General features: G+C 59.8%; 21 protein-coding genes and 1 pseudogene. 7 read left to right on the top strand and 15 right to left on the bottom strand.

Features of this window, described 5'->3' with window-relative positions:
- Positions 1-145: 145 nt before the first annotated feature.
- Positions 146-466 carry a GcrA family cell cycle regulator gene (locus A3AI_RS0133165; protein WP_024519679.1) on the bottom strand — a complete coding sequence of 107 codons (321 nt, stop codon included), beginning with the start codon at positions 464-466 and terminating at the stop codon, positions 146-148.
- Between the two features lie 382 nt (positions 467-848).
- On the opposite strand from A3AI_RS0133165, the gene A3AI_RS0133160 reads away from it, so the two are divergent.
- The gene (locus tag A3AI_RS0133160; protein ID WP_024519678.1) at positions 849-1064 is read left to right on the top strand and encodes a hypothetical protein; all 216 of its coding nucleotides are present in this window, start codon (positions 849-851) and stop codon (positions 1062-1064) included.
- A 104-nt stretch (positions 1065-1168) separates the two neighbouring features.
- Here the strand turns inward: A3AI_RS0133160 and A3AI_RS43900 are convergent, their stop codons facing one another.
- Both A3AI_RS43900 and A3AI_RS46600 read right to left on the bottom strand, forming a co-directional pair.
- Positions 1169-1531 carry a response regulator gene (locus A3AI_RS43900; protein WP_036050466.1) on the bottom strand — a complete coding sequence of 121 codons (363 nt, stop codon included), beginning with the start codon at positions 1529-1531 and terminating at the stop codon, positions 1169-1171.
- 1336 nt (positions 1532-2867) lie between these two features.
- Positions 2868-3076: pseudogene (locus A3AI_RS46600) on the bottom strand (NAD(P)/FAD-dependent oxidoreductase); the annotation flags it as partial.
- Positions 3077-3530: 454 nt separating this feature from the next.
- Here A3AI_RS46600 and A3AI_RS0133135 point away from each other — a divergent pair.
- The 3 genes from A3AI_RS0133135 (at position 3531) to A3AI_RS0133125 (ending at position 6583) form a co-directional block, all read left to right on the top strand.
- Positions 3531-3992, top strand: coding sequence for a flavin reductase (locus A3AI_RS0133135; RefSeq protein WP_198030276.1), 462 nt, complete (start codon positions 3531-3533; stop codon positions 3990-3992).
- 37 nt (positions 3993-4029) lie between these two features.
- A complete protein-coding gene (locus A3AI_RS0133130; protein ID WP_024519674.1) occupies positions 4030-5598 on the top strand; it encodes a 4-hydroxyphenylacetate 3-hydroxylase N-terminal domain-containing protein in 1569 nt (522 codons plus the stop codon).
- Between the two features lie 64 nt (positions 5599-5662).
- Positions 5663-6583: a dioxygenase family protein gene (locus A3AI_RS0133125; RefSeq protein ID WP_024519673.1), complete on the top strand. Its 921-nt coding sequence runs from the start codon at positions 5663-5665 to the stop codon at positions 6581-6583.
- On the opposite strand, the gene A3AI_RS0133120 is transcribed toward A3AI_RS0133125, so the two are convergent.
- A complete protein-coding gene (locus A3AI_RS0133120) occupies positions 6566-7513 on the bottom strand; it encodes a LysR family transcriptional regulator (protein ID WP_024519672.1) in 948 nt (315 codons plus the stop codon). The two genes, A3AI_RS0133125 and A3AI_RS0133120, sit on opposite strands and share 18 nt — an antisense overlap.
- A gap of 71 nt (positions 7514-7584) precedes the next feature.
- On the opposite strand from A3AI_RS0133120, the gene A3AI_RS0133115 reads away from it, so the two are divergent.
- Entirely contained in the window at positions 7585-8661 is a 1077-nt protein-coding gene (locus A3AI_RS0133115; protein ID WP_024519671.1) for a maleylacetate reductase, read from the top strand.
- Positions 8662-9023: 362 nt separating this feature from the next.
- On the opposite strand, the gene hemA is transcribed toward A3AI_RS0133115, so the two are convergent.
- The 10 genes from hemA to A3AI_RS0133055 all read right to left on the bottom strand — a co-directional run bounded on the left by hemA (position 9024) and on the right by A3AI_RS0133055 (position 17027).
- On the bottom strand, positions 9024-10253 hold the full coding sequence (hemA, locus tag A3AI_RS0133105) for a 5-aminolevulinate synthase (RefSeq protein WP_024519670.1): 1230 nt from the start codon (positions 10251-10253) through the stop codon (positions 9024-9026).
- A gap of 324 nt (positions 10254-10577) precedes the next feature.
- Positions 10578-10787: a hypothetical protein gene (locus A3AI_RS0133100; RefSeq protein WP_024519669.1), complete on the bottom strand. Its 210-nt coding sequence runs from the start codon at positions 10785-10787 to the stop codon at positions 10578-10580.
- 50 nt (positions 10788-10837) lie between these two features.
- Positions 10838-11071: a DUF6894 family protein gene (locus tag A3AI_RS0133095; RefSeq protein WP_024519668.1), complete on the bottom strand. Its 234-nt coding sequence runs from the start codon at positions 11069-11071 to the stop codon at positions 10838-10840.
- 187 nt (positions 11072-11258) lie between these two features.
- Positions 11259-11552 carry a hypothetical protein gene (locus tag A3AI_RS0133090; protein WP_024519667.1) on the bottom strand — a complete coding sequence of 98 codons (294 nt, stop codon included), beginning with the start codon at positions 11550-11552 and terminating at the stop codon, positions 11259-11261.
- A 241-nt stretch (positions 11553-11793) separates the two neighbouring features.
- Positions 11794-12987: an HlyD family secretion protein gene (locus tag A3AI_RS43895; protein WP_051382583.1), complete on the bottom strand. Its 1194-nt coding sequence runs from the start codon at positions 12985-12987 to the stop codon at positions 11794-11796.
- An 11-nt stretch (positions 12988-12998) separates the two neighbouring features.
- Positions 12999-13202: a DUF1656 domain-containing protein gene (locus tag A3AI_RS0133080; RefSeq protein WP_024519665.1), complete on the bottom strand. Its 204-nt coding sequence runs from the start codon at positions 13200-13202 to the stop codon at positions 12999-13001.
- Positions 13202-14818, bottom strand: coding sequence for an FUSC family protein (locus A3AI_RS0133075; RefSeq protein WP_024519664.1), 1617 nt, complete (start codon positions 14816-14818; stop codon positions 13202-13204). The genes A3AI_RS0133080 and A3AI_RS0133075 overlap by 1 nt, the downstream gene beginning before the upstream one ends.
- A gap of 37 nt (positions 14819-14855) precedes the next feature.
- On the bottom strand, positions 14856-15317 hold the full coding sequence (locus A3AI_RS0133070) for a winged helix-turn-helix domain-containing protein (RefSeq protein ID WP_084801108.1): 462 nt from the start codon (positions 15315-15317) through the stop codon (positions 14856-14858).
- A gap of 640 nt (positions 15318-15957) precedes the next feature.
- Positions 15958-16593 carry a response regulator transcription factor gene (locus A3AI_RS0133060; RefSeq protein WP_024519661.1) on the bottom strand — a complete coding sequence of 212 codons (636 nt, stop codon included), beginning with the start codon at positions 16591-16593 and terminating at the stop codon, positions 15958-15960.
- 218 nt (positions 16594-16811) lie between these two features.
- Positions 16812-17027, bottom strand: a complete 216-nt coding sequence (locus tag A3AI_RS0133055) for a hypothetical protein (protein WP_024519660.1) — start codon at positions 17025-17027, stop codon at positions 16812-16814.
- Positions 17028-17610: 583 nt separating this feature from the next.
- On the opposite strand from A3AI_RS0133055, the gene A3AI_RS0133050 reads away from it, so the two are divergent.
- Both A3AI_RS0133050 and A3AI_RS48955 read left to right on the top strand, forming a co-directional pair.
- Complete coding sequence (locus tag A3AI_RS0133050) at positions 17611-18003, top strand: response regulator transcription factor (protein ID WP_036050395.1); 393 nt, start codon at positions 17611-17613, stop codon at positions 18001-18003.
- A 533-nt stretch (positions 18004-18536) separates the two neighbouring features.
- Positions 18537-18728 carry a hypothetical protein gene (locus A3AI_RS48955; protein WP_198030274.1) on the top strand — a complete coding sequence of 64 codons (192 nt, stop codon included), beginning with the start codon at positions 18537-18539 and terminating at the stop codon, positions 18726-18728.
- 65 nt (positions 18729-18793) lie between these two features.
- Here the strand turns inward: A3AI_RS48955 and A3AI_RS0133040 are convergent, their stop codons facing one another.
- Positions 18794-24664 carry an ATP-binding sensor histidine kinase gene (locus A3AI_RS0133040; RefSeq protein WP_024519657.1) on the bottom strand — a complete coding sequence of 1957 codons (5871 nt, stop codon included), beginning with the start codon at positions 24662-24664 and terminating at the stop codon, positions 18794-18796.
- Positions 24665-24913: the final 249 nt, after the last annotated feature.

Raw genomic sequence — 24913 nt, 5'->3', positions numbered from 1 at the left:
GGTGTCCCCGGCCAGTGCATGCGCGGCTACCCCGGGCGACGGCTTCGGATCCACAGGCGGACAGTTCGCGGCAAAGCACTCGCCGTAGCGAGCGAACTGAACCAGGATACAGAGGCAGCGCCGCAGCAATCTCGCGGTTAGCCCGTTACCCCGTATTCCTGAGCGCTTCAGCGAGCATCGCATAAAGCTGGCGCTTGGTGAATTCCTTCTGCTTCTTCCCTGTCTTCCGCGACACCTTCTTTGTCACCGGGCGGGCGCAGGCTACCAACGCCGGCCTTTGCTTCGGGACCGACCTTATCATGGGCTTTGCTGTCGGCGGCTTGCGACCACGCTTCAGGCCCAAACGAGTGAGCCTGCCGCAGACCGCGTTACGGCTGCATCCCAGACGGCGCGCGATTTGTGCGGCGCTCTGTCCCGCGGCCCAGAGTTTCCTGAGCAGTGCTACGTCTTTCGCATCCAAGCTCATGAAAGACACTATAACGCCGACTACCATCTGCAGGCTAGTCCCATCCTCGTCCTCCAAGTGCGGGGAGCGGCGGCTCGTCAACCCCGCGTGGTCCGCCGGTTCAATACGTCGGCTTCGACAGCCAACCTAACAAGCGGAGTCATCGACGGCTTGGCGCGTTATGAGTGATTCCATCACCAGCGGGATGCCGGCGATCGAAAGCGGCGCCGCCGCGAGGTACGAGCACGCGCGCAACGCGTTCCGAAATTCAGAAGATGACCGTCAATGGCTGACAGTGAACCGAGAGCCTGGTTCCGGCCGAGTGCTATCAAACAGCCCAAACCATGTCCTATTCCTGCCTTAAGCTGCCAACAAGGTGGATCGAAAGTAGAGGTAACAGAACATGCCGTACACTATTGTCTTCGCCACGAGCCACACCGAACGCGTTTCGGGAACCGATGCCAAGACGGCTCTTGAGGCGCTTACGACGATCGACACTCTTCAAAGGGGCGGCGAGGAAATCAAATACATAACCTCGCCTCAGGAAGGCCAGATCGGTCTCGAAATGCTTCGCGTTTTGGCGAGAGAGGAACAAGAAGAGCTACAGACTATCGCCTGAGCCGGAGTTCTGGAGACGCATAGGGCATGGCGGAGGTACCCAGCCCTAGGCGCCCCCAAGGCCCTCGGAGGTGATGCCCTCCGGGGGCTTCTACCGAATAACCACTACTCAGCGTGGCCGACGATCCCATCGATCATCTCCTCCAGCTTCTCGATCGAAATCGGCTTCTCTAGCACCGCGTGTCCTCGAAAGAGCGACGGGAGCCAGCGCGTACCATTCCCGGTGACGAAGAGCATGGGTCGAAAGCGCCTTTGAACCAGGTGGACAACTGGATCGATACGATAGCCACCGATGTTGATGTCGAGGACAGCGAGGTCGAACTCGGCTGTTACCGCGAAGGCGCTCGCGTCGGGAATAGTGGCGGCCTCCGCGACGACACGATGACCGAGTTCCCGAAGCATAGCCGCCATGGTCGCACGAACATCGGGATCATCTTCTACAAGAAAAATTGAGGATGGCCGAAACACGTCGATCCTGGACTGCGCGCCCCCCAAGATCGCGAAGCATTTCTAGGCAACTCTCGCATCTAAATTTTTGTTAGGCTAATGCGACGCCGGTCGCCGGGTGGACCCGCAAGCTTTCAGTCCCCATAACAAGGCCTTGTCAAGAGCAGCCCGGCAGACGAAACGGCTGGCGCAAAGCCGCACTCAAAAGGTGGATTTTTCTGTTTTTAAGGATGGAGATTTTCGCATATGAGACGGCGAGCCCGGGCGGCGGGAACCAGCCTCCAGACTCTGGACCACCCGTAAGGACATCAGCCAATGAGGCGGTCTTCAGCGGCAACCTCTGCGCGATATTCGACTTGTTACCACATTGCGCAGATTGTGGAGTGATCTAAGATTTTGGAATGCGCGTGCTAGCAATCATCATCCTTGTCTTTTTAGCGTTGGCAATAGCACTGCCGGGGCCGCATCAGTTTGCACCATTGCCAACAAAGCCGATGCCTGCGGTGAGCCCGCCTGACAAATAATGAGATCAACGTAAGAGTCATTGCGATTCTCATCCTCATGAGGTTGTATATTTACATCAATACATCCAATACGCGCACGATGAGACTGCGATGGGTCAAAGGCGCCGTTCGGAAGATCGTCCTGGTATGCGAAAAGTTAGGAATCAGAGCCGCACGGACCATCGGACCTTGGAGACGCCGGGCAGCCACGCATCGAGGATCGTAGTTCGGCTAGCCAGAGGCCCGGAGAGTGCATTTTGGCTAGTTGTTCGAAGGATCGAGGTTCACCCCCTAGCGGCAGGACAGCTACGCTGTCGCAGTTCGTGCATCTCCCCGCTCCGTTCCTCCCAGAACCCTTGCGTTTAGCCTTTGAAGCGACCGCCAATGCGCAGCGTCGTCTGGAAGTGTGTTTCGCAATAAGCTGTTCGGCAGTGGGGTTGGCGAATGAAAAGGAAAGAGCGGATCAAGGATCGGATCAGCGAACATGAGTACCAAGACCGTCTTGCAAGACTAATGAAGAGCGACTTCAACACCGAACTGGAGCCGCTGAGATCACTCAAGACCGCAACCAAAAAGCGGAGAGAGTTGAAAAGGAAGGCAAGCGCGAAATGACGGAGGCTACCAAACTGAGGACACGGGTCCTGGCGGCGGCATTTCATCCACTTCATCTTTGAGATCGGCATGGCTTCGACGAGCCCAGCCGCAACCCCGGGAGTCGGAGGTTGCCTTGGCCATCCTGAGCAGCGCCAGCGCTGCGTGGCGAATGGTTTCCTTCAGCGGGCACGGCGACCTGTCACGAGTACCTTGTGGCACGGGCCGCGCTGTGTAAAGCGCGGCCCGTGTTCGTTAGGCACTTAGACATGGGTCACGCGTTCCGGGTCGGCGCGAGCGCAGCGGCGCGCTCGGGCCGCGGCGGATAGATCCACACGGTATTGATCTCCCGCTTGGTCTTCTTTGCCATGTCACCGACCATCTCCACCTTGCGCTCCCAGCCTCGCGTGAAGAGCGCGCCGGCCTCTCCGAGGTCCGGGCAGATGACATAAGCCTTCTGGTGATATGGCTTGGGCTTCGTGACGCTCGACGGTGAGCGCCCGGTGCAGTAGCTCCCGTTCTGGCGAAATACCGCAGTGACTAGCTTGGTCCATCCTCTCCGCGGATGCGAGCACAGGGTCAGATTGGGAAGCCGCCTGAGTCGGCGGCAAGCAAAACGGCTTACGGCGGCAGAGCTGACCACCACCCAGCATCAAGCGCGGCGGCATCACCGACAACCACCATTCCCCTAAGGCAATACTCTCAATAGCCGTGCCCCAGATGGCGCGGCTTCTCCGATTGCGACACCCTCAAACGAAGAACAGGAAAACGCCTTCGCCCAATAACGTTCGGATCCAAGTCAAGAAGCGATGGAGAGGAAGATGCAAGCGTCCAATGAACTCCGGTCTCCGGCTGGCGACGTCCGAGTCCAGGACTCTATTCAAGCAACCATAAAAGTGACGACAGCGGCGACCTTCCGCGAAGCAATGTCGCGCGTCGCCTGTTCGGTTTCGATCGTCTGTACCGACGGTCCGCATGGCGTTGCCGGCTTCACGTGCTCCGCCGTGTGTTCGGTGACTGACGAACCTCCCACCATCATGGTCTGCGTCAATCGCAGGAGTGCTGCGAATGCAATCATCAAGGCCAACGGTGTGCTGTGCGTCTCCAGCCTCGGCACCGATCAAGTGGACTTGTCGGAGCTGTTTGCTGGTGTCGGCCGGGTGCCGATGATCGAACGATTTTCCGGTCCGAACTGGGGGGTACTTGCCACCGGCGCACCCTACTGCACGGCCTCGCGCGTCGCGCTCGATTGCCGGATCGCCGACGTCAGGGAAGTCGGCACGCACAGCGTGATCTTTGCCGAGGTGCTTTCAACCGAGCATGCCAGCGACGGTGAACCGTTGATCTATCACAGCCGCGACTACGCAACCCTGCGTCACATGGCCTGAATCTGCCGGCCTCTAACCTCAACCCATGGAGCTGATTATGCTACGCACAGGCGCGCAATACCTGGAAGCCCTCAATGACGGCCGCACCGTGTGGGTCGGCAACGAAAAGATCGATAACGTCGCTACCCATCCGAAGACCCGCGACTATGCTCGCCGGATCGCCGACTTCTACGACCTGCATCATCGCGAGGATCTGCGGGAAATCATGACCTTCGTGGACGAAGACGGCGTCCGCCGCTCCATGCAATGGTTCGGTCACCGCAACAAGGATGACGTTAAGCGCAAACACAAATATCACGAGACCGTCATGCGCGAGCTCGGCGGCACCTCGTTTCCGCGGATGCCTGATACGAACAATTACCCGCTGCTCACCTATGTTGACGATCCGCAGCCTTGGGAGGATGCCGCCATTGGCGCGGAAGGTCGCGGATTGGCCAAGAACATCGTCGATTTCTATGAATTCGCTCGAGACAACGATCTTAACTGCACGCCGCAATTCGTCGACCCGCAGGCGGATCGTTCGACGACCGACGCGCAGGCGCGCTCGCCCGCCCTACGGATCGTCGAGATCGGCGAGAAGGGCATCGTCGTCGAGGGTGTCAAGGCGATTGGCACCGGAACAGCCTTTGGCGACTGGATCCACATTGGCGTCTTCTTTCGTCCGGGTATCCCGGCCGAACAGATCATCTTCGCGATGACCCCGGTCAACACCAAAGGCGTCACGGTCGTTTGCCGCGAGAGTACCGTAAAGGACGAGCCGGTCGAGCACCCCCTGGCCTCAGCCGGCGACGAACTCGACAACCTCACGATATTCGAAAACGTCCTGATTCCCTGGAAGTACGTCTTCCATATCGGCAACCCCGATCACGCCAAGCTCTATCCGCAGCGGGTGTTTGATTGGTTGCATTACCACGCCATCATCCGTCAGATGGTCCGTGCCGAGCTGATGGCGGGGCTTGCGATCCTCATCACCGAACATATCGGCACCGCCAAGATCCCTGCTGTCCAAACCCGCGTCGCAAAATTTGTCGGATTCCACCAGGCCATGATGGCCCACGTCGTCGCCTCGGAGGAAATGGGTTTCCTGACGCCGGGCGGGCACTACAAGCCGAATATCTTAATATACGATTTCGGACGGGCCTATTATCTCGAGCACTTCTCCTCGATGATGTACGAGCTGCTCGATCTCTGCGGCCGCAGCGCGTTGCTCTTCCCGACGGAATCACAGTGGAAGGACGCCAAACTCGGTCCCTGGCTCACCAAGCTCAATACCGGCCCGAACGGTAAACCGTATGATCGGCTCAGGATCGGCCGCGTCATCCGCGATCTGTACCTGTCCGATTGGGGTGGGCGCCTCTTCATGTTCGAGAACTTCAACGGCACGCCGCTGATGGCGATTCGGTCGCTGACAATGCAGCGCGCGGAATTTTCCGGCGCCGGCGAGTACGCCAAGTTCGCACGCGAGGCCTGCGGCATCGAACTAGAGCAGCAAGCAACGACCGAATACAGCGCTTCCGCGGCCTACGCCCGCGCCCAAGATACCGGCGCGGCAGCTATGGCGTCACGCAAGGCCAGCTTGGGCGCGCTGGTCGATCCCAGGATCTGAAGTCGAGCATCCGTCCGCGCCAGGCTCCGGTCTGGTCCGGACGGGCAAATTCACGGAGCGCGCGATGACCTACGTTACCGAGAGCAATATCACCGATATCGTGCTGGATCGATGGGAGGCAGTTCCTGACCAGCGGTTCCGAAGAATCATGCAGTCGATGATCAAGCATCTCCATGCCCTCGTGCGCGATATTGAACCTACCGAGCAGGAGTGGATGGCCGCCATCGAATGGCTGACGCGTACGGGAAAGCTGTCGAATGAGAAGCGGCAGGAGTTCGTGCTTGCCTCCGATGTTGTCGGTGTCAGCATGTTGATCGACTGCATCAATCACCGCCTGTCGAGCGAGGCGACCCCGACGACAGTGACCGGGCCTTTCCATGTGCACGGCTCGCCGAACCTGCCCAATGGAGCCGACATTGCGAGGGGGGCGCCCGGCGAGCCCTGCTACATTGCCGGGTCGGTTCGCAACCTGGATGGTAAGCCGATCGTCGGCGCGACGCTTGATATTTGGCAAGCGGATGGTGACGGCCACTACGACGCGCAGCATGGTGGGGATGAAGCGTGGATGCGCGGCGTATTCAGATCCGATTCGACCGGCGCTTTCGTCGTTCAAACCGTGTTGCCAGTGCCTTACTCGATCCCGATGGACGGTCCCGTCGGGGAAATCATGGCCCGCACCAAGATCAGCCCGATGCGGCCGTCTCACATCCACTTCCTGATCAATGCACCCGGCCATCACCAGTTGATCACGCATCTATTCAAGAAGTCGTGCCCGTATATTGCGAGCGACGTGGTTTACGGTGTGAAGGCTCCGTTGATCTCGGAATTCGATCTGATGCCGGCTGGCAGCGTGACGCCCAACGGAACCATCGCCCATCATGCGTTCTGGATGCTGCAATATGACTTCGTCCTGGAGCCGATCACGGAGCACGCATCGACCAAAACGAGTGCCGCAGCACAGGGGTGCTTAGCCCCTGGCGGGTGACTTGCCGCCGCCAAACTGGGAGTGGACGATCGATCTCAACCATTGATTGCCGGGATCGCGGTCGAACCGCTCGTGCCAGTACTGGGCGATTTCGAATTCCGGAAGCTTGATCGGCGGCTTTGCGAGTTGCATGTCGAGCTCGCGCGCTAGCACGGATGCGACGGGTCCCGGCATCGTCGCGACCGCGTTGGTGTTTTTAGCGAGGATCGCGGCCGCAGTGAACGTCGGCACGTGGGCGATGATGTTCTTCGCCGGAAGCTGGTCCTCCAGCGTACGCTCCGCGATCTGGTGAGGATGTCCGGTGCCGGCGGCCGTGATGAAGATGTGCTGCTCGTCAAGGAAGGCAGCAAGCGAGGGATTGCGGGAAAGTCGAGGATGGTCCTTTTGAAAAATGCACATGTGCCGGCCCGAGAACAACTTTTGTCGGCGAATACCGGGAATGAGCAGCGGAAACTCGCCTATCCCGAGATCGATGTTGCCGGATTCGAGCGAGGCATTGAGGCTTTGCAAGTCGACCTGGGCCGCGCGCAAGCGCACGCCTGGTGCCGTCTCGAGCAGCTTCTTCATGATGGCTGGCAGCATCACAATGACACCCGCGTCAAGCGTAAAAACGCGAAACACCCGCGTCGAGCGCGCGGGGTCGAAGCGGGTCTGTTCGTTGCGAAGCCGTTGAAGCCCGTCGAGGACGGCACGAACCGGCTCAATAAGCTCGAGCGCCTTCGCCGTCGGCTCCATATGCAAGGCGACGCGCACAAACAGCGGATCGCCAAAGTAGCGTCGAAGCCGGGCCAGCGTCTTGCTCAGCGCAGGCTGCTGCGTATGCAGCGCTTCCGCGGCGCGTGTGAGGCTTCGTTCCCGAAACAGCACATCGAGGACCCGAAGTGCGTGCAGGTCGAGATCTTCAACGTGCTTGCGTGGAATGGTTTTCATTGTCGCCCGTGCGACAGCTTAGCTGCGCCGCGCTCGGTGCACCAGCGGCTCTTGCGGGAGAGAGGTACCCCATGAAGTCGTTTATTTTCGAAGGTTCTCCCGGGCGCGTGGTGTTCGGACCGAACGCGGTCGATGATTTGCCGCGCGAGGTTGAGCAGCTCGGCGCGACACGTGCGCTGGTCCTATCGACACCCCAGCAAGTAGCACTGGGGACCGACATTTCGGGATCGCTCGGAGATCGGAGCGTCGGAGTCTATCCACACGCTGCGATGCATGTCCCGTTTGAAACCGCAGAGAGGGCAATTGACGAGGCTACCCGACTCGGAGCGGATTGCGTCGTGGCGGCAGGCGGCGGATCGACGATAGGACTCGCCAAGGCGATCGCGTTGCATTCTGCAATGCCGATCTTGGCGATTCCCACGACCTATGCCGGCTCCGAGATGACGCCAATCTATGGTTTCACCAGGGATGGGCGAAAAACGACTGGGCGCGACCACCGCGTGCTGCCGAAAACGGTGATCTATGACCCCTGTCTCACCCTCGATCTCCCAAAGACGATGTCGATCACGAGCGGGTTCAATGCGATCGCGCACGCGACCGAGGCACTCTATGCAGAAAATGCGAATCCGATCACGAACCTCATGGCGGAAGAAGGCATCGCCGCATTGGCCCGTGGCTTACCGGGGATGAAGGCAGCTCCACGAAATCTCGATTCCCGCAGCGACTGTCTCTATGGCGCCTGGTTGTGCGGCGCGGTGTTGGGACGAACCAACATGGCGCTCCATCACAAGCTCTGCCACGTGCTTGGTGGCAGCTTCAATCTGCCACATGCGGAAACGCACACTGTCCTCCTGCCGCACGTGCTTGCCTACAACTATGTCGCGGCGCCCGAGGCAATGAGCCGGATAGAACGCGCCATGAGCGCATCTAACGCGGCGAGCGCCATCTTCCAGCTTTTGCGGGAATTAGGTGCGCCGACTACGTTGGAAGAACTTGGCATGAAGCGAATAGACCTCGGCCGTGCCGCATCGCTTGTAGTGGAATCGCCGTACTATAATCCACGGCCAGTGACGTATGACGAGGTTCTGGCGTTGCTGGACGACGCGTTTATCGGACGCTCTTACCCACCGGAACGGTCGAAACTCTAGTGAGGCAAACAGTCAGCGGGCGGGCGAAAGGCGGCTGAGGATCGACCCCGCTCCCATCGGCAGGGTGGAAGAAGACGGTACTCGTCACGGATGGGCTTTTTGTATTTAATGCCCCGATTTTGCGCATGAGCCAGGAGCCCGGTCGATCTGCATTAGCATCCAGACTTTCGACCACCCCTAGACAACGCGAGCTGTCAACCCGCCGCGCTCGTATCCTCGATGATCGGGCCGAACAGTTCCCAGTGCTCGCCATTGAACTTCATCATCTGCATCTGCTTGTTGATGCGATAGTCGGTCGGTGAGGGCCGCGGCACTTGGAGCCATCGAATTGGCGGAGCCGAGCTTGCGGGGCCATCGGTAAATTACTCTGCCGCCAGCGCCCGGCATCGCAGTGGCAACCCGAGCCGCCCCCAGACATCGACCAGCGCCTCGGCAAGCGCATCAATCAGCGAATCGTCATGGTAGGGCGTCGGCGTGATGCGCAGTCGCTCGGTGCCGCGCGGGACGGTCGGATAGTTGATTGGCTGGACATAGATGCCGTGCTCGGCGAGCAGGAGATCGCTCGCCTCCTTGCACTTCTCCGGATCGGCCACCATCACCGGCACAATGTGCGTGTCGGTCGGCATCACCGGCAGGCCGGCGGCATTGAGCACAGCCTTGACCCGCGCCGCTTGGTCCTGATGACGGCCGCGTTCCCAACGTGAAGTCTTGAGGTGCCGGATGGCTGCGGTAGCGGCAGCGCAGACTGCGGGCGGCAGCGCGGTGGTGAAAATGAAGCCCGTCGCATAGGAGCGCACCGCATCGATGATGTCGGCGCTCGCCGCGATGTAGCCGCCAAGACAGCCGAAGGCCTTCGCCAGCGTGCCCTCGACCACATCGATCCGGTGCAAGGCACCCTCGCGCGCGGCAATGCCGGCCCCGCGCGGTCCGTACATGCCGGCTGAATGGACTTCGTCAATGAAGGTCATGGCGCCATAGCGCTCCGCGACATCGCAGATTTGGTTCACCGGCGCGACGTCGCCGTCCATCGAGTAGAGAGCCTCGAACACGATCAGCTTTGGCCGCTCGGGTGCCTCCGCCGCCAGAAACTCTTCCAGGTGGTCAATGTCGTTGTGGCGCCAGATCTTCTTTTCCACGCCAGCACACCGCACGCCCTCGATCATCGAATTGTGGTTCCAGGCGTCTGACAGGATCACGCAGTTCGGCAGCAGTCTGGCGATGGTCGCGATGCCGGTCTCGTTGGACACGTAGCCCGAGGTGAAGACCAGCGCAGCTTCCTTGTCATGCAGGTCGGCGAGCTCCCGCTCCAATTCGACCAGCGGATGATTGGTGCCGGAAATGTTGCGAGTGCCGCCGGCGCCTGCACCCATGCGAGTGGCGGTTTCCACCATGGCGCCGATCACCTTCGGGTGCTGGCCCATGCCAAGGTAATCGTTCGAGCACCAGATCACGACCGGGCGCGGACCATTCGGGGAATGCCATGTTGCATGCGGGAAACGCCCGGCGATGCGCTCGAGATCGGCAAACACGCGATAGCGCCGTTCGGCGTGCAGGCGAGCAAGCGCGGCGGAGAAGAAATGATCATAAGGCATGGAGCGACGCCTCCGTCCGGTTGGTGCTCAACGATCCGAACCTCCCCGTCCGAAAGAGCCGCCGTGCCCATACGATCGGGCGCAGACGACTGCCAGGCCCCTGAAGGGGGCGGCCGGTCCTCGGGAAGGAAAGGACCGGCCGCGGGAAGCCACGGCGAAGGGTCAGGCGCCGGGGCCAAGCACTTGCGAAGCTGTCTGCTCCCCAAGGCGATTTGCTATCCGACAAGAAACGTCGGTGCGAGTAAAGCAATCCAAATCCAAGTAAATCGTGCCTAACGCCTGTTCCAGTGCATCGACCGCTTTCGAAGCGATCTGCCTCTCACGCTAAGCTCCTCTGCTGCTCTGCTTGCCGACTACACAGCGCCATGCCGCGAGGCGCTCCGCCGGATGCTGCTTCATCCAGTCCGCGAGCTGCGGCGCGCCCATCAGGCATGACTGCACCGAGACATCCGCGAAATCCGAGTTGGTGACCATCTGTTCGTAACAATTGTCCGGAGAGGACAGACTGCAGAGCACGGCAATGATCTTGATCACGAGAACGCCTCCTCAATGTCTTTGGCATTGGTGCCAATGCCTGGCGGCCTTCAATGGGGTCTGCCGAGCACGAAAGTGAAGGGCACAACGAAAAGCTCATCGCCCTGATCGTCGCTGACATGGAGGAGCCAGTCACGCCAATCATCGAGACTGCGCTCATTGGTGAAGGATTGCACGACGCGGGTCACGTGATCTCGCGCCTCAGCGAGGTCGTTCACGGAGGCGCCGTGGCGGTCGACGAAAACCTTCCTCGTGTTGGAGCAGTGGAAATAGACCTGGGTCACGTTCAGCCTCATTTCAAATGCGACGGGATGGCACGAGATCTCGGCGTTGCCGGTGTTCACGACGGGACGGCACGAAAGCCGGCAGGGGCGTCGCTCCGACAATTTCGAACAACATCCAGGTGGCCATGAGAGGAAACAGAATCATCTGAGCACCTCGCGGATTGTCATTTGCCTACCAGTAAGGATCTCAACCGCCGCACTTCGTCGCCAGCAGGTCGTTGAAGGCGTTGATCACGGAATCGAGCGCTGCCAATACCTGCGCGCCGTCGACCCGTTGGGCAGCGACGTGCCGCAACATCACGGACTCATAGAATGAGGCGGCGTAGCCGCGACAACTCTTCTCTTTGTCGGCTACACTGGCGGGTTGGCTTCGTACCGCAGCCGAGCGAGCGCAGGAGTCGTCGATGCACTCCGCAGCGACCATGGGAATCGTGGAAGCGTTGATCGCAGCAGAAGCAATGAGAACAGTGATTCTCCTCATCAGTGATCTCCATCAAGCGGATTGCTGAGGGGAGAGTTACAGTTTTGCGGGTCTATCCTCTATTGCACGTGAGTCGTTCTGAATACGGCTGTGGTTGCGGCACATAAACCTTGGCTTAGAGGAGACGAGAAACGGCTCGGATAAGACAGAGGACCGACCGCCCTTAAGCGAATGACAGCAGCAAACCTCGCCGACCGGGGCTCGGTCGCCTGCAGGTCTCGTAAACAATCGCCTTCTGCAGCTACGGGGACGAGGGGCCGGAAATGCAGCCTGGCCGCGCCGAAGCTTCACCGACCAATCCGAAAAAGCTCGACTCGAGTTCGGCGCGAACCCTTTGCAAGAGCGTTTCGTTATCGCCGTCTTTGCCGTCCCGGATCGTGACAGTTGCCGTCAAGCCGGATACCAGTGGGACGCCCGGCGGCACCTTGTCGATCATGATGCGGACCGGCACTCGCTGGGCCAGCCGTACCCAAGTGTAAACCGGATCAACGTTGGGCAAGCCCTGGGTCGCGGCCGCGGCGTTCGATACGCTGACGCCACGCGTCACAGTTGCAACGTGGCCAACAATCGGCGCCGAGTAACCCATCAGTTTTGCCTCCGCGCGGTCTCCCACACACAGCCGAGCCAGCTTTGTTTCCTCGAAATAGCCGTCGACCCAATAACTGTCCGTGTCGATGATCGAAACATTGGTGGCGCCTTGATGCGCGTAATCGCCCTCACGCAGCAGGAGGTTGGTGACAATTCCATTCACCGGACTGCGCACTTCAGTTCGCCGCAGGTTGATCTCCGCCTGCCGTACCTGCTCCTGAGCGGAATCGACGGCGGCCTTTGCTTGCAGGGCACTTCCCTCGTAGACCTGCTTCTCTTCGGTGCTACTTGCCAGATCCGACAAGCGTCGCCGACGCTCGGACTGCAGTTCTTTCACATTGAGGTCCGCCACCTTTTGCTGCAAGATCGCCTTGTTCGTGTGCAGCGCGACATCAAAATCGAAGGGGTCGATGACGTACAGGACGTCGCCCTTGCGGACAAATTGATTGTCGACTATCCGCAGCTCCGTGATTTTGCCGGAGATTTCCGGCGCCACGCTCGCCACTTGAACCCGGATTCGCCCGTCTCGCGTCCATGGCCCGGCGTTGTATTGATCCCAGGTCACGAGAGCGACCAGCACCGCAACGACTGCGATACCTGCAGTAGCCACCTTCCGCAACACATGCTGCGCGATTCGGAAGGCGCCGTTTCGCCGTTGTGCCATGGACCTTTCGGAGGGCGAGACGATCGATTTGTCGCCTGGACCGGCTTCCGATACCTTTCGCGCGATATCGTCGAGCTTACCTGCCTGGCGAGGCGACGCATCACCGACACGCGGCGACGAGTGCGCTGCGAGTGCTTCCACCTCCTCCTGCTGCAAGACCTCATCATCGATCGTCGCATCCATGGCCATCTCCTCTAGAATACCAACATCAACAAGCCGAGAAATGATATGTACAGACAGAGCTCCGCGACCGAAGCCCGACTGAACATCTTCGTAAAGCCGATGGCATGCAGAAGCGGCCGAATGACAATGATGACGACGAGAGCCGCCACCAAATACGCTACAAACGGCGCCAACAGGACGCCCCCGATGATCAACTCTGGAAAGGCGTGTGCCATCAGTTTGCCTCCTGAGGGGAAGCGACGCCGTGGCCCTGTCGAAGCATCGCCGATCGATCGAAGCAGGAGAGCATTTCTGCGAGGGCCCCGCTGTCCTGCGCTCCCCCGGCGGCGAGAAATTGCCCGATCCGCGAGGCATCCCGGAACGTTGCATCCTCCCGGGCTTCGCCTCTCCGGATCGGCTTCTGCAGTTCGCTGCGAGCCTCGGCGAGCAGCCACATCCTGCGTTTGTCGTCGGACAGAGGCGGAATCAAGGTCTGCGCCGCAAGCAGGAGCGCCGCGGCCGCGATGATGTATAGAGATGTGAAGAGGAAGGCTTGCGGATTGTAAGCCTGCGGATTGCTCGGCCCCAGGATGAGCATGATGTAAGGTAGGTTGACGCGACCAAGTGATGACCACAGGAGATTTTTGGAGGTCATGAGGAGCGCTGCACCGATCGTAAAAGGAGCAAGAGCGATGGCCAGTAGGGGAAACGCGTCGGCGCCATTGAGGACAACGAACTCGAGAACGCCCGTCAGGACAACTGCAATCGGCGTACCAACAAGCGCAATGGCGGTGAAGGCGCGCGGGTTCGGAGTTGTCGCCCCCAATCCGGTAATCAGCGTCACGAAAGACAGCGATACACTCGTCGCCGGCCACCCGGCCCAGACGTAGCAGATCGAGGCGATCGCAAGCCATAGTGAGGCGCGGACACCGCTTTCGGCCGCGATCCGATAGGAACGATACAAGGGTGCGCGCCATAGCCGCGACGGCCACCTGGCTGATCTCAGGGCCAACAGATCTTGTCGAAGTTCTTCATCCCGGCGAAGTAACTCGCTCCCTGCTCGGGCTTCACTTTCATCGCTTACGCCGTGTGCGCGACCATCGTTGAGCGCTCGAGCCACCTGCAGTTCGGCAACGAGATCAACGGCCACGCTCCGGGCAGCCGCGCTTCCAGCGCAGCCGCCGCTCGATTCCAGAGCCACGCTCGCTATCTCGGGACGAAGCGTCACAACATCCCGAAGTAGCGCCACGAAGGTGGTCGAGTCGCCGGCCTTGCCGCGAAATGCCGCATCCGCATACTTGCGAACACGACGACGAATCGCGGTCAGCTGCGCTACGAGCTGCGATCGACGGTCGGGGGCAAACATCAACGTATTTACCAATGCGATTGACAGAATGCCGACCGCGATCGCGGCGCCACGCGCCATGCCGGATTCAAACACATGCTGCGGGTTGTCGATCTGCTGTGTCGCTATAAAACCGACGGTGTAACCCGACAGCACTGCCGCATAAGCGCGATAACCGTCCAGAAGCTTCGATGCAAAAACACAAATTCCAAGCCAAACCGCAAACGCGATGAGGATCAAATCCCTGGTCTGCGAGAACAAGCCCGTGATTACGATCGATGCCGTTACGCCTACGACAGTGGCGAGCAATCGAAAGCCCGCCTTGTCCAGCGCTTGACCGCGGGTTGGTTCAGCAAGAACTGCAACAGTAAGCGCGGCCGTCGTCGGCGATTCAAGCTGCAGCCAAAAGCTCACGAACAAGGCCAGGATTGTAGCCAGCCAGACGCGGATGGCGAAGCTCCAGGAACTGACCGGAACCTTCGCTACGGTGAACGGCTGCTCTGCCATTGTCGCGACCACGATAGTGCCTCTGCGGATGCTTCGGTCAGTTCTCGTGTCCCGACATGCCGACTGAGGCGACGAAGCAGTAGCCGCGCCCAGGGATATTGACGATAAACCGATGCCCAGCCTGTCCATCACGTAGTGCTCGACGCAGCGCGGACATATGGACGGTGAGGTTTGCAGGCTCGACGAAGACATTCGGCCAAACGCGAGCCATCAACTCCTGCTTGCTGACCAGCTCACCGCGGCGTTCGAGCAAGGCGATCAGGATCTCCAGTGCGCGGCTTCCGAGCGCCACGGGCTTATCGCCTTCCAGCAGAAGAAGCTGCGTCGGGAGCAAGCGAAACGGTCCGAATGAAAGGTCGGTGGGAGCGGCGACGGCCGACGCGGTTTGCTTATCAAAGGATGTCCTGATCGCAGCGGAACCGTGTACGGCGCGTCCGGCGTCAAGCCCCGGTTCGGGATAAAATTGCTCCAAGCGTCCAAAAGCTAAAGTCGATCGCATTTTGACCTCGCGTGCCTTGGCAGGGCTGTTCCCGGCAAAGATGCTAACGACACGTAATCTGACGATCTGGAGCGCCGCGAGCTATTCCACGCTGGTGGCGGGCAATGACAGATTTGGTTGCATTGCCTAAACCTAGATTTACAAGCCGGGGCGACCGCCTCAATCGGGCAGAGGATTGCGGGTGGGCGGGTGGCAGCATCAAGGACGCCGCGGGTCTGATCAATATCCGCGATGGCAACACGGGGCACATCGAAATAATCACCGACGAGGAACCTGCGGGTTGGCGCGCGTCTGCGCAGCGCTTAGCGATCAATAGACCGACGTATTATTTGCAGTATCCGGACTCACTAACGCGAACCTCCCTCAGTGCATTCACGCTAGACAGGCGCACAATGGAGCCGGCGGTCCCTCTGCGGTAACAATTCAAGCGATGCGGGCCGCCAAGTGCACAGCAGCCGATCTTCGTTTCCTCCGGCACACAATGCCGGGATCGCAACAGAACCGGACCCCGCGAGCCGGCAGTTGCAAGAAAAGGCCGGCGGCGTAGCTCCCGCCGGCCTTTTCTCTTGGTTTGTTTTGAGAGTGCGCGACTGCTTGACTGATCTCCCCGCGCGCGTAGCGCACCATGTCAGGGCACAGCTCAGGAGCGGTGCGGCGGATCTGGCACCAGTTTGAGCTTGTCAGCCATCCGACCGAGTTCGGGAAGCGAACCGGCCTGCATCTTCTGCATTGCCCTGCTGCGATGCACCTTCACCGTGGCTTCGGCGATGCCGATATCGTGGGCGATCTGTTTGCTCAGGCGGCCGCGAGCGACTTGAATTACGATCTCGCGCTCCCTGGGGCTCAGCGAACTAAAGCGCTCCCGCAGCGCCGCGAGATCCTTGTCGCTTTCCCGCCGCGCGCGGTCGCGAGACAGGCCGAGCTGAATGGCGTCGAGGAGATCCTGATCGCGGAACGGCTTGGTGAGGAACTCGATGGCTCCCCTTTTCATAGCCTGCACGGACATCGGTATGTCACCGTGTCCCGTGACGAAGATGATCGGGATCTCCCTGTTTGCGGCAGCCAGCTCGCGCTGGAGATCGAGGCCGCTTTGGCCGGGCAGTCTAATATCGAGCACCAGACAGGTGGGGCAATCCGGCGGATCGGACTTCAGGAAGTCGGAAATAGAGGCAAATAGCTGAACGTTAATGCCGAGCGATCGCAGCAGACGTCCAACCGAGGCGCGGAGGTCTGGATCGTCGTCGATGACCAACACGGTGGAATCTGCGTCAGACATCGCTAGTGCTCGGGAAGAGATCGCGAAAGTCAGCCTGCGTCCTGGTTTGCCAATTTGGCAGGATCGCGCATTTCTAGTCCTAATCCTGGAACCTGAACAGTCCCATTTTTACCCGGAGAATGCGCACCGGGTACACCAAACTTTACGCAATACTGACACGGATCACCCGCGCGTCGAGTTTTGTCTGACGATAGCTGCCGAGCGACGCTCCCAACAGCTCATGCGAGCCATTCGCTTTCAGTGACGGCGGTCAATCGAGCTAATGCCTTGGTCTCATCGTCGCGCGAAGCCTTTTCGGCTCGCCGCTCGTAGTCGTCGGCAAGGGCCTTGAGCTGACCCGCGATCGCTCGATCGGTCATGGTTTGGGCCGCGCGGAGCAGAGTCTGCGCCGTCTTCAAATATTCCTTGCCTCGTTGTGAGATTTGAATGGTCATGAGGCCCTCGCGGGGTTCTCGGACGACTGGTCGAACGCGATTTGGAGCCAGCCCATCCAACTGCCATCGCTTTGGCGGCGAGCTTTGAAGTGATCGACACACTTCCTGGAGCAAAGCGGGGTTCGCCACGAATAATGCCGGACGAGACCAAATTTGCGATCACACATCGCGCATCGGGTGGCCTTGTCGGACCCCTGACCTTCGAAGTGGTAAGACATCGTTCTCTCCTTTCGGCCTGTGCGCATTTCGGACGCATGCAGACTAGGAGGATTGTCACTAGCGGCTCAATTGAGCGCAGGTCGGGGGCTGGCATCAAAAGGGAGCAGGAGACCGATACCAAGGCTTACGATGCCGGACGTGGTCTTGAGGTCGCCGGCCGTGATCGCGGGCGCCCGCTCCGTTCAGTCGCGTCCTGATCGGAAATCATGGCGACCGGCTTCGCGATCATCGTCGAGCTAAGCCAAAGTTTACGGGGCAGCGGCTTTGCGCTGTGGCATTCTAGCGCAATTCGGGCCTTCCATGCGGGGCGTCGGCACACCTGGCTCCCCGCACGACCGGTCCAGCGTACGGCGATAGGCGCTTGATGAAAAAGGTACTGGTCTCCGTCGTTGAAGATGATCGCTTCTTTCGTGAGTCCATGTGCAGGCTCATGAGATCGCTGGGCTATCCAGTCGACATTTTCTCGTCGGCAGCCGAGTTTCTCGCGTCCCCTCGTCTCAGCGAAACGGCCTGCCTGATTGCCGACGTTCACATGCCGGCGATGACCGGGCTCGAACTCTATCGTCACCTCATCGAGGCCGGGCATCGTATTCCCACGATCCTCGTGTCTGCATTTCCTAATGACGTTGACCGAGCCCGCGCGCTGAAAGACGGGGTCGTCTGCTACCTGAGCAAACCGATGGATGAACAACATCTCATAGGCTGTCTGAGCGTAGCCCTGACCTCCGGTAAGCCTCCTGAACAACCGAGTTCGTGAGCTTTCGGCTTAAGCGACATCGCACAATCGCCTGTCGCGATGCCGGCACGGCAATTCCGCTGCGCGAACATGTTTCGACTCGTCGTTCTGCGGCAAGGCCCCCTATGCCGGAGCACAACCTGGCCATCGATCCTTACTCAATTTCTTCGATTGGAACCACATCGGCAGCCGCCCAACGGAGGAACTCCCCGCGAATGAGGCCTGCTAAATTGTTATCTAACCGCATCTAACAACAGCTAACGAGCAATCGCGCGGCTTTTGCGCGAAGATTGATCCGACCAACGACCCCGCCGGTGCACCGTCGGCGTGGAGTTTTTACGGAGACGATAATGACCGACGAGACAGAAGCTTCAATCGCTAGCTCTCAGCCGGCTAACTCACGATCGTTGCGGCACGTCGCTGCTAGGCGATTGTCGAGCGTGGTCGGGACTACCGCAGATCCGGCCGCAACCGGATCTCTCACGCGTCTCCCGTCTGACGCGACGAAGCCGCACCTTAGTGCAAAGGGCAAGAGGTCGAAATTTGCGGAGTTGGTGCGCTCCTATGATGTTGAAGTCCACCGGACGGTCCACGCGATCGCCGCGGCGGTCACCAATGCTCAGGCCGGGCTCAACTGGCTGCGCGCCCAACCGCTGGATGTGGAAGAAGTGCGGCAGGCGCTCGATAGTATTGCCAGCGACGGCAAGCGCCATGCGAAATGGCGGTTCGGCTGCGACACGCTATGATGATGGTCACAGCTGATGGCGCTCCTGGCGAGGTCTTCCGGTCCTGATGCGCGCTCATCGGAAATTCATACGGCAGGCAGGGTGAACTGAAATACAGCGCCGCAAGGATTGTTGGCCGCTGCCCACAGCTTGCCCCCGTGAGCATGGATGATAGACCGGCATATCGACAGCCCCATGCCCGTGCCCCCGGATTTCGTAGTATAGAAGGCATCGAATACGCTCTCGAGATGTGCCGGATCGATGCCCGGCCCGGAATCGCGCACGGCCACGACGGTGCCTGCCTGATCCTGCTCGGTGTTGATCACGAGCTCTCTTGCGCCCTCTTCAACCGAGCTCATTGCTTCAACCGCGTTTAGAATCAGATTCAGCAGCACTTGTTGCAGCTGAATGCGATCCCCCAGAACCGGACGCAATCCCTCCTCAAGCCGCGTCTGGACCGAAACGCCATTCTTCAGGATCACGCTTTGCGCCAATACGATCACTTCGTTGATTGCCGCGTTGAGATCAAAACGCTCTTTTCGCGGAGGCGCTTTCTTGATTTGCTCTCGGATACGATCGATGATTTCTCCGGATCGATCCGCGTCCGCCACGACACAGGCGAGTGCTTCCCTGACCTCACCCATATCCGGGGGCTGCATGCCCAGAAAATTCTGGGCTGCCCGGGCGTTGTTGCGCGCGCTGGCGATCGGTTGCGCGATCTCGTGAGACAGCGATGCTGCCAATTCACCCATCATGCTTACGCGGTTTACGTGGGCGAAATCCGATTGCATCTGCTGCAGCCGCGCCAGCGCCTGCGTGCGATCTTCAATGTCAGTCAGGAGCACATACCAACGAGTAATGCGCCCGGAGCCATCCCGAACTGGAACGCCGCGGTGGTCAAACCATCGATATTCGCCGTCGAGGCGCTTCAAACGGGCCTCGGTCTCGTACGGAACACCTGTGGCGATTGATTTTGTGAAAACGTCTACGAGACGGGGACGGTCGTCTGGGTGAATCGTTCCGCTTGTGCTCCAGTTCTTCAGCCCTTCTAGCGATCGGCCACAATACTCGAGGATTTGGCGATTCACGGCTTCGATGTCACCGTTCGGGGCCAAGACCGCAACGAACCCCGGTATCCCGTCAATTGCCGAGCGCAAACTTCGCTCGCTTTCACGCAGCGCCTCCTCCGTACGCTTCTGCTCGGTCAAATCAAGCACGAAAGCCACGCCCTCGTCGCCGCCTTGTTTGAAAAGCGTGGCACCAACAAGCACAGGAACGCGGCTGCCGTCCTTCCGAAAATACTCCTTCTCGAAGGGCGGAACGATCCCTGTTGAGTCCAGCAGTTCCCGCGTGAGCAGGTCGCGCTCTCGCCATTCCGGAGGACTCAGGTCGGCCCAGCCCACGCGACCCAAAGCCAGGTCCTCACGGTCATATCCCAGGATACGGAGAAACGCATCATTGGCTTCAACAATCCGACCTTGGCGGGCAAAGAAAATGCCGATGATGTTGGCGTTGACCAAACGCCTAATCTTCCCTTCGCGATCTGCGAGGTCATCATAAAGTCGTGAATTTTCGAGCGAGATTGCCGCTTGCGACGCAAGTACCTTCAACAAAGCGACGCGGTCAGGCGTGAAAACGTTCGGTGCCAGATTGTTCTCAAGGTAGAGAATCGCGGTCAGCTTCCCCTGATTGATCAATGGCAAGCAGAGAAGGGAGCGCGCACGACCTTGAAGAATATAGGGATCGGCAGAAAATGAATTCTGAGATGATGCGTCGTCGATAATCAACGTCTCATGGGTGCGAGCCACATAGCGGACTAGCGACTCCGGCACCAGGGCTGCAGGCTGACGCGTGTTCCGCAGATGCACGGCTACATCCTCTCCACTCGCGATCGCTTCCGCCTGTATCTGCAGCTCCTCGCCTTGGGGTAAAATCAACAGACCACGTTCGGCACCGGCCTGCTCGATAGCCGCACGCATGAGCCTATCGATGAGTTTTTCCAGAACCATTTCGCCGGAAACGGCTTGCGAGACCTTGACCACCGTCGCGAGGTCGAGTTGCTCGACCGGTGCTTCGATCGTGCCCGTTGTCCCCCGCGCGAGCTCTTCCTGCCTCAACTGCGGATACTGCTGATCGAGTTGCCGCACCTTTCCGTCGGCGCCCCATCGAAGGTAACCCTGCCGCGCATTTCTCAGGTAAAGATGCGCGATCTCCTCGAAACCGCGGGCCGCATAAAAGCGCGCAGCCAGCTCGTAGGCTAGCGCCACGTTGTGAATAAAGCCGTTGTCACGCGCCGAATGTATTGCCTGTTCATACAGCAACTCGGCGTCGAGCACGCGGCCTTCGATCCGGGCGATCTCGGCGCCGACCAGGGCGGTGCGGTTCTCGAAATTTTCCGGACAATTGGCCTCCCATACGCGGAGCTGCTGGTGATGAGCAGTCAGTGCATCGACATGCTGCTTCCGTTGCTCGGTAGGGGCGATGTCGCAGAATGCCGCGTGAGAGAGCGCAGCGTAGAAGTGATATTGCGCGCTTTCGAAGTACGAGGTCGCTGTCCACACCAGCGGTCGTGCATTGAATGAAGCCTCAATGGCCGTGGCGTAGTCTCCGGCGAAAAAGCACGCCAGCAACTTCTGGATCCAGTACCAGCACGTAGCGAGCGCCAGATTCGGATTGCTGGATAGGCGGTGCGCCACCTGAATCTCGTCGAATCCGTCGCCGTCCAATGAGCCAAATCTTCGCGTCAATCCGCGCAGCATTTTGACCAACGCAAGCTGGGCGGCAACTACATCAATCCCCCATCCCATCTTGGCCTTCTGCATAAAGGCAAGACAATTCTCTACCTCTAGTTGCACATCTATGAGCGGATCTCCCGCCGCCAGCATGTGGGTTACGAGTTGGCTCCAGCTGAATGCCGCGATGGTCAGATCGCCAATTTGATTGGCCGAGGTGACCGCGCGGCGCAGCAGATCGCAGCCGGTCCTTACATGCTTCGTCCACGGTGTGACCAGGCCGAAGATCTGATAGGTTGTGGCCTTGAAGCGCTTCAAATCGCCTCCTTCGCTCAGTTCATAACCAAGCCGGGCAAAGCGGTACCCAGCCTGGTAATCGCCAAACGACGGACCCGCAAGCATCCCAACCCGAATGTAGGCGACGCAAGAGGCGTCGCAGTTGCCATGCTCGAGACTGAGATTGACGCCTCGGCAGGCCGCCAATGAGTAGAGGTTTATGTCCGTAAATCGTGCAGGTGCGCCTAGCCTGACCAACACATCGAAGACGGCGAGGATTTCCGCGTCGCGCACCAACGGCAGTTTGATCAGCTCCTCGATCGGGCGCTCTCCAAGCTGCGACCACATCTGCTGATACTCGCATCGGGCGTCCTCTTCTGGCGGATGTGCTGACCATTCGATGCCCACTTGGCGGAAAAAGTCGAGGGCCACCGCGACCGCGTCGCTGTTCCTGCCGAACATGGTGTGGACGTCCATACGCAAGCAGGCGACGGTGGCGCGTTCGACGGGATTACCGGCACGCGTTGCAAGGCTAGCCAGACGTTCATTCGCGGCGCCCAACTCACTGGTCAGAAATTCGCATTCCGCCCGGAGCAGCTCCAACGCGAAGATGAGCTCGCGCCGGTGCTCCCAGCAATCGTCCGTCAATAACGCCACACCCGCGATACAATATTTCAGCGCGGAAGCATAGGCGGAGGACGACCTGGCGCGCTGGCCTGCGAGAAGGTTGAGCTCAGCCAGCTGCTCACGGTCGTCTTGGGAGGAGATCAGTGTTGCCCCGCGATCGAGCTGATTGACGATTTCGAAGATTGCTTCCTCGCGCTTCTCCGGTGGCGTATGGGCCGCAAGCAGTCGGCCGATGGTATAGTGAGCCTCGGCACGCAGGTTTTCCGGGATCAACGCGTAGGCCGCCTCCTGCATACGATCATGAACGAACGTGTAGGAGTGCCCGGAACGGTGGATCAGTTGTTGGCGCCACGCCTCCCAGAGAGCCGTATGCACCTGTTCGCCGGACATTCCCAGAATAATAGAGAGCATGGCGACATCGGCAACGTTGCCAAGGCAAGCGAAGCGCCGTAACGCGTCCTGCGTATTAAGCGGCAACCGTGTCAGCTTCCCCTCCAGGAGCTCCACGACATTGTCCGCATACCGTTTGGCGTAGATGCCGCCGAGGTCCCACGACCACTGCGCCCACTCGTGATCGAAGGCCAGGAGGCCCTCGTCGGCGAGCAGATGAAGAAATTGGATCACGAAGAACGGATTGCCACCGGTCTTCACGTCCACCAGCTCCGCGAGGGGGGTGGCCTCCTCCGCGTCGCAGCAAAGCGAGTCAGCGACAAGGTTTCCCAGGTCCTTGGTCGTCAGCGGAGCCAGCTTGATATCATGTACTGTTGCGTTTGCCCGGATCGCCTCCAGCTTGCGCATGAGCGGATGCACTGGGGTGACCTCGTTGTCGCGGAAGGCACCGATGAGCAGAAGATTGCGGAGATCAGATCGGCTCAACAAGTCTTCCAAAAGGTCGAGCGTCGCCGCGTCGAGCCATTGCAAATCATCCAGGAAAAGCGCCAGTGGATGTTCCGGCCGAGCGAAGACGCCGATGAACTGCCGAAACACCATTTGGAAACGCCGTCGAGCGTCCTGAGGCGGAAGCTCGGGTATCGGCGGGGGCTCTCCAATGATGAGCTTCAGTTCAGGAACCAGACCCACGATTAGCCCAGCGTTCAGTCCCAGCGCCTCCCGTAACGCGTCGCGCCAAAGAGCAAGGTCTTTTTCGCTTTTGCCAAGCAGCGGCAGCATCAGGCTCTGGAACGCCTGTGCCAACGTCGAGTAGGGTATGTCACGCTTATACTGATCGAACTTGCCCGAAGCGAAGAGTCCGCGCGGAGGCACCAGCACCGGCTGCAGCTCGTTGACGACTGCGGACTTGCCGATACCGGAATAGCCCGAGACCAGGACCAGTTCGGGGACGCCACCGCTGACGACGCGATCGAAGGCAGCAAGCAAGATTTCGACCTCGCGTCGCCGACCGTACAGTTTCTCTGGGATCACGAGTCGATCGGGTATGTCGTGTTCGCCGAGTGGAAAGTCGTCAATTCGGCGCAGCGCGTCCCATTCCGCCTCGCAGTTGCGAAGATCGCTTTCGAGGCCGGCAGCGGTCTGGTAGCGATCCTCGGCTCTCTTTGCGAGCAGCTTCATAACGATCGCCGAAATAGCGCTGGGGATTTCTTCCCGCCGCTCAGCGGGCGCTACCGGCAGCCTGGCGAGGTGGCAGTGCACCCATTCCATTGGGTCCGTGGCGGTAAACGGCAAAGCACCCGTGAGCATTTGATAGAAGGTGACGCCGAGCGCGTAGAGATCGCTGCGCGAATCGATTGACCGATTCATGCGTCCGGTTTGCTCGGGCGCCATATAGGCGAGCGTACCTGCGATTGTTTCGGGAGGATGAGGCGATTGGCGCTCGCGCGCGAAGCGTGAAGCGATGCCGAAGCCGGTCAGCCGCACCTCGCCGGTCGCCTCGTTAAGCAGGATGTTGCCCGGCTTGATATCCTTGTGAACGAGCCCCCGCTGATGAAGCTTGCCCACGGCCGCTGAGACGGGAATCGCGAGAGACAAGAAGCGGCCAGTCTCGATGGGCGGGCCGAGCAATCGGTCAAGCGGCTCGCCGCCGGCATCCTCAAGCACCAGAATGGTTCGAGCGGCGTCGCGTACGAGCTCAAGAGGGCGCACCGCCCATGTCCCGTCGAGCGCGTCCTTCAGCTCATATTCATGCGCCAGGCGATCGAGGCTTGAACGAGACGGGTGGTCGGCGGCCGGAGCTACGAGAAGCACAGAGCGCCGTTTGCCGCTGTCGTCCAGTCGCCAGTCACGGTGAAAGACGCGCTCGGCGTCCTTCCACAAGATCTGAAAGTCACCGTTCGAGTGTGCGACGTTCTGCGAATGCGGCACCATTGTGAGCCTCCGGCATTCAGACTCTCAATTGAGTTCGGCTAGCCAGGCTTTACGTGCGCCATGCGCGCGGCATCTCTCCGTCCTGCAGAAACCGTACCCGATCGGCTGGGAAATGTCAGCCGTCCGTCGATCCAGCAAGATCCGAAATGCGAGATGCGCGGCCTTCTCGTTAGCAGCAATTTGGCGCGATTTGCCGCCCTTTACTCGCTACGGCCGGGCTTGTGGGTCAAATAGCGGCGAGCGACGGCA

This window comes from Bradyrhizobium sp. Tv2a-2 (assembly GCF_000472425.1).
Taxonomy (GTDB): Bacteria; Pseudomonadota; Alphaproteobacteria; order Rhizobiales; family Xanthobacteraceae; genus Bradyrhizobium.
This window is presented reverse-complemented; position numbering and strand designations above follow the sequence as displayed.

Coding starts and splice junctions, on each gene's coding strand:
- A3AI_RS0133075 (WP_024519664.1), bottom strand. CDS start 14,818: ATGGCAGAGCAGCCGTTCACCGTAGCGAAGGTTCCGGTCAGTTCCTGG.
- A3AI_RS0133115 (WP_024519671.1), top strand. CDS start 7,585: ATGAAGTCGTTTATTTTCGAAGGTTCTCCCGGGCGCGTGGTGTTCGGA.
- A3AI_RS0133130 (WP_024519674.1), top strand. CDS start 4,030: ATGCTACGCACAGGCGCGCAATACCTGGAAGCCCTCAATGACGGCCGC.
- A3AI_RS0133060 (WP_024519661.1), bottom strand. CDS start 16,593: ATGTCTGACGCAGATTCCACCGTGTTGGTCATCGACGACGATCCAGAC.
- A3AI_RS0133090 (WP_024519667.1), bottom strand. CDS start 11,552: ATGAGGAGAATCACTGTTCTCATTGCTTCTGCTGCGATCAACGCTTCC.
- A3AI_RS0133080 (WP_024519665.1), bottom strand. CDS start 13,202: ATGGCACACGCCTTTCCAGAGTTGATCATCGGGGGCGTCCTGTTGGCG.
- A3AI_RS0133160 (WP_024519678.1), top strand. CDS start 849: ATGCCGTACACTATTGTCTTCGCCACGAGCCACACCGAACGCGTTTCG.
- A3AI_RS0133165 (WP_024519679.1), bottom strand. CDS start 466: ATGAGCTTGGATGCGAAAGACGTAGCACTGCTCAGGAAACTCTGGGCC.
- A3AI_RS0133120 (WP_024519672.1), bottom strand. CDS start 7,513: ATGAAAACCATTCCACGCAAGCACGTTGAAGATCTCGACCTGCACGCA.
- A3AI_RS0133055 (WP_024519660.1), bottom strand. CDS start 17,027: ATGACCATTCAAATCTCACAACGAGGCAAGGAATATTTGAAGACGGCG.
- A3AI_RS0133070 (WP_084801108.1), bottom strand. CDS start 15,317: ATGCGATCGACTTTAGCTTTTGGACGCTTGGAGCAATTTTATCCCGAA.
- A3AI_RS0133125 (WP_024519673.1), top strand. CDS start 5,663: ATGACCTACGTTACCGAGAGCAATATCACCGATATCGTGCTGGATCGA.
- A3AI_RS0133135 (WP_198030276.1), top strand. CDS start 3,531: ATGTCGCGCGTCGCCTGTTCGGTTTCGATCGTCTGTACCGACGGTCCG.
- A3AI_RS0133040 (WP_024519657.1), bottom strand. CDS start 24,664: ATGGTGCCGCATTCGCAGAACGTCGCACACTCGAACGGTGACTTTCAG.
- A3AI_RS43895 (WP_051382583.1), bottom strand. CDS start 12,987: ATGGATGCGACGATCGATGATGAGGTCTTGCAGCAGGAGGAGGTGGAA.
- A3AI_RS0133050 (WP_036050395.1), top strand. CDS start 17,611: ATGAAAAAGGTACTGGTCTCCGTCGTTGAAGATGATCGCTTCTTTCGT.
- hemA (WP_024519670.1), bottom strand. CDS start 10,253: ATGCCTTATGATCATTTCTTCTCCGCCGCGCTTGCTCGCCTGCACGCC.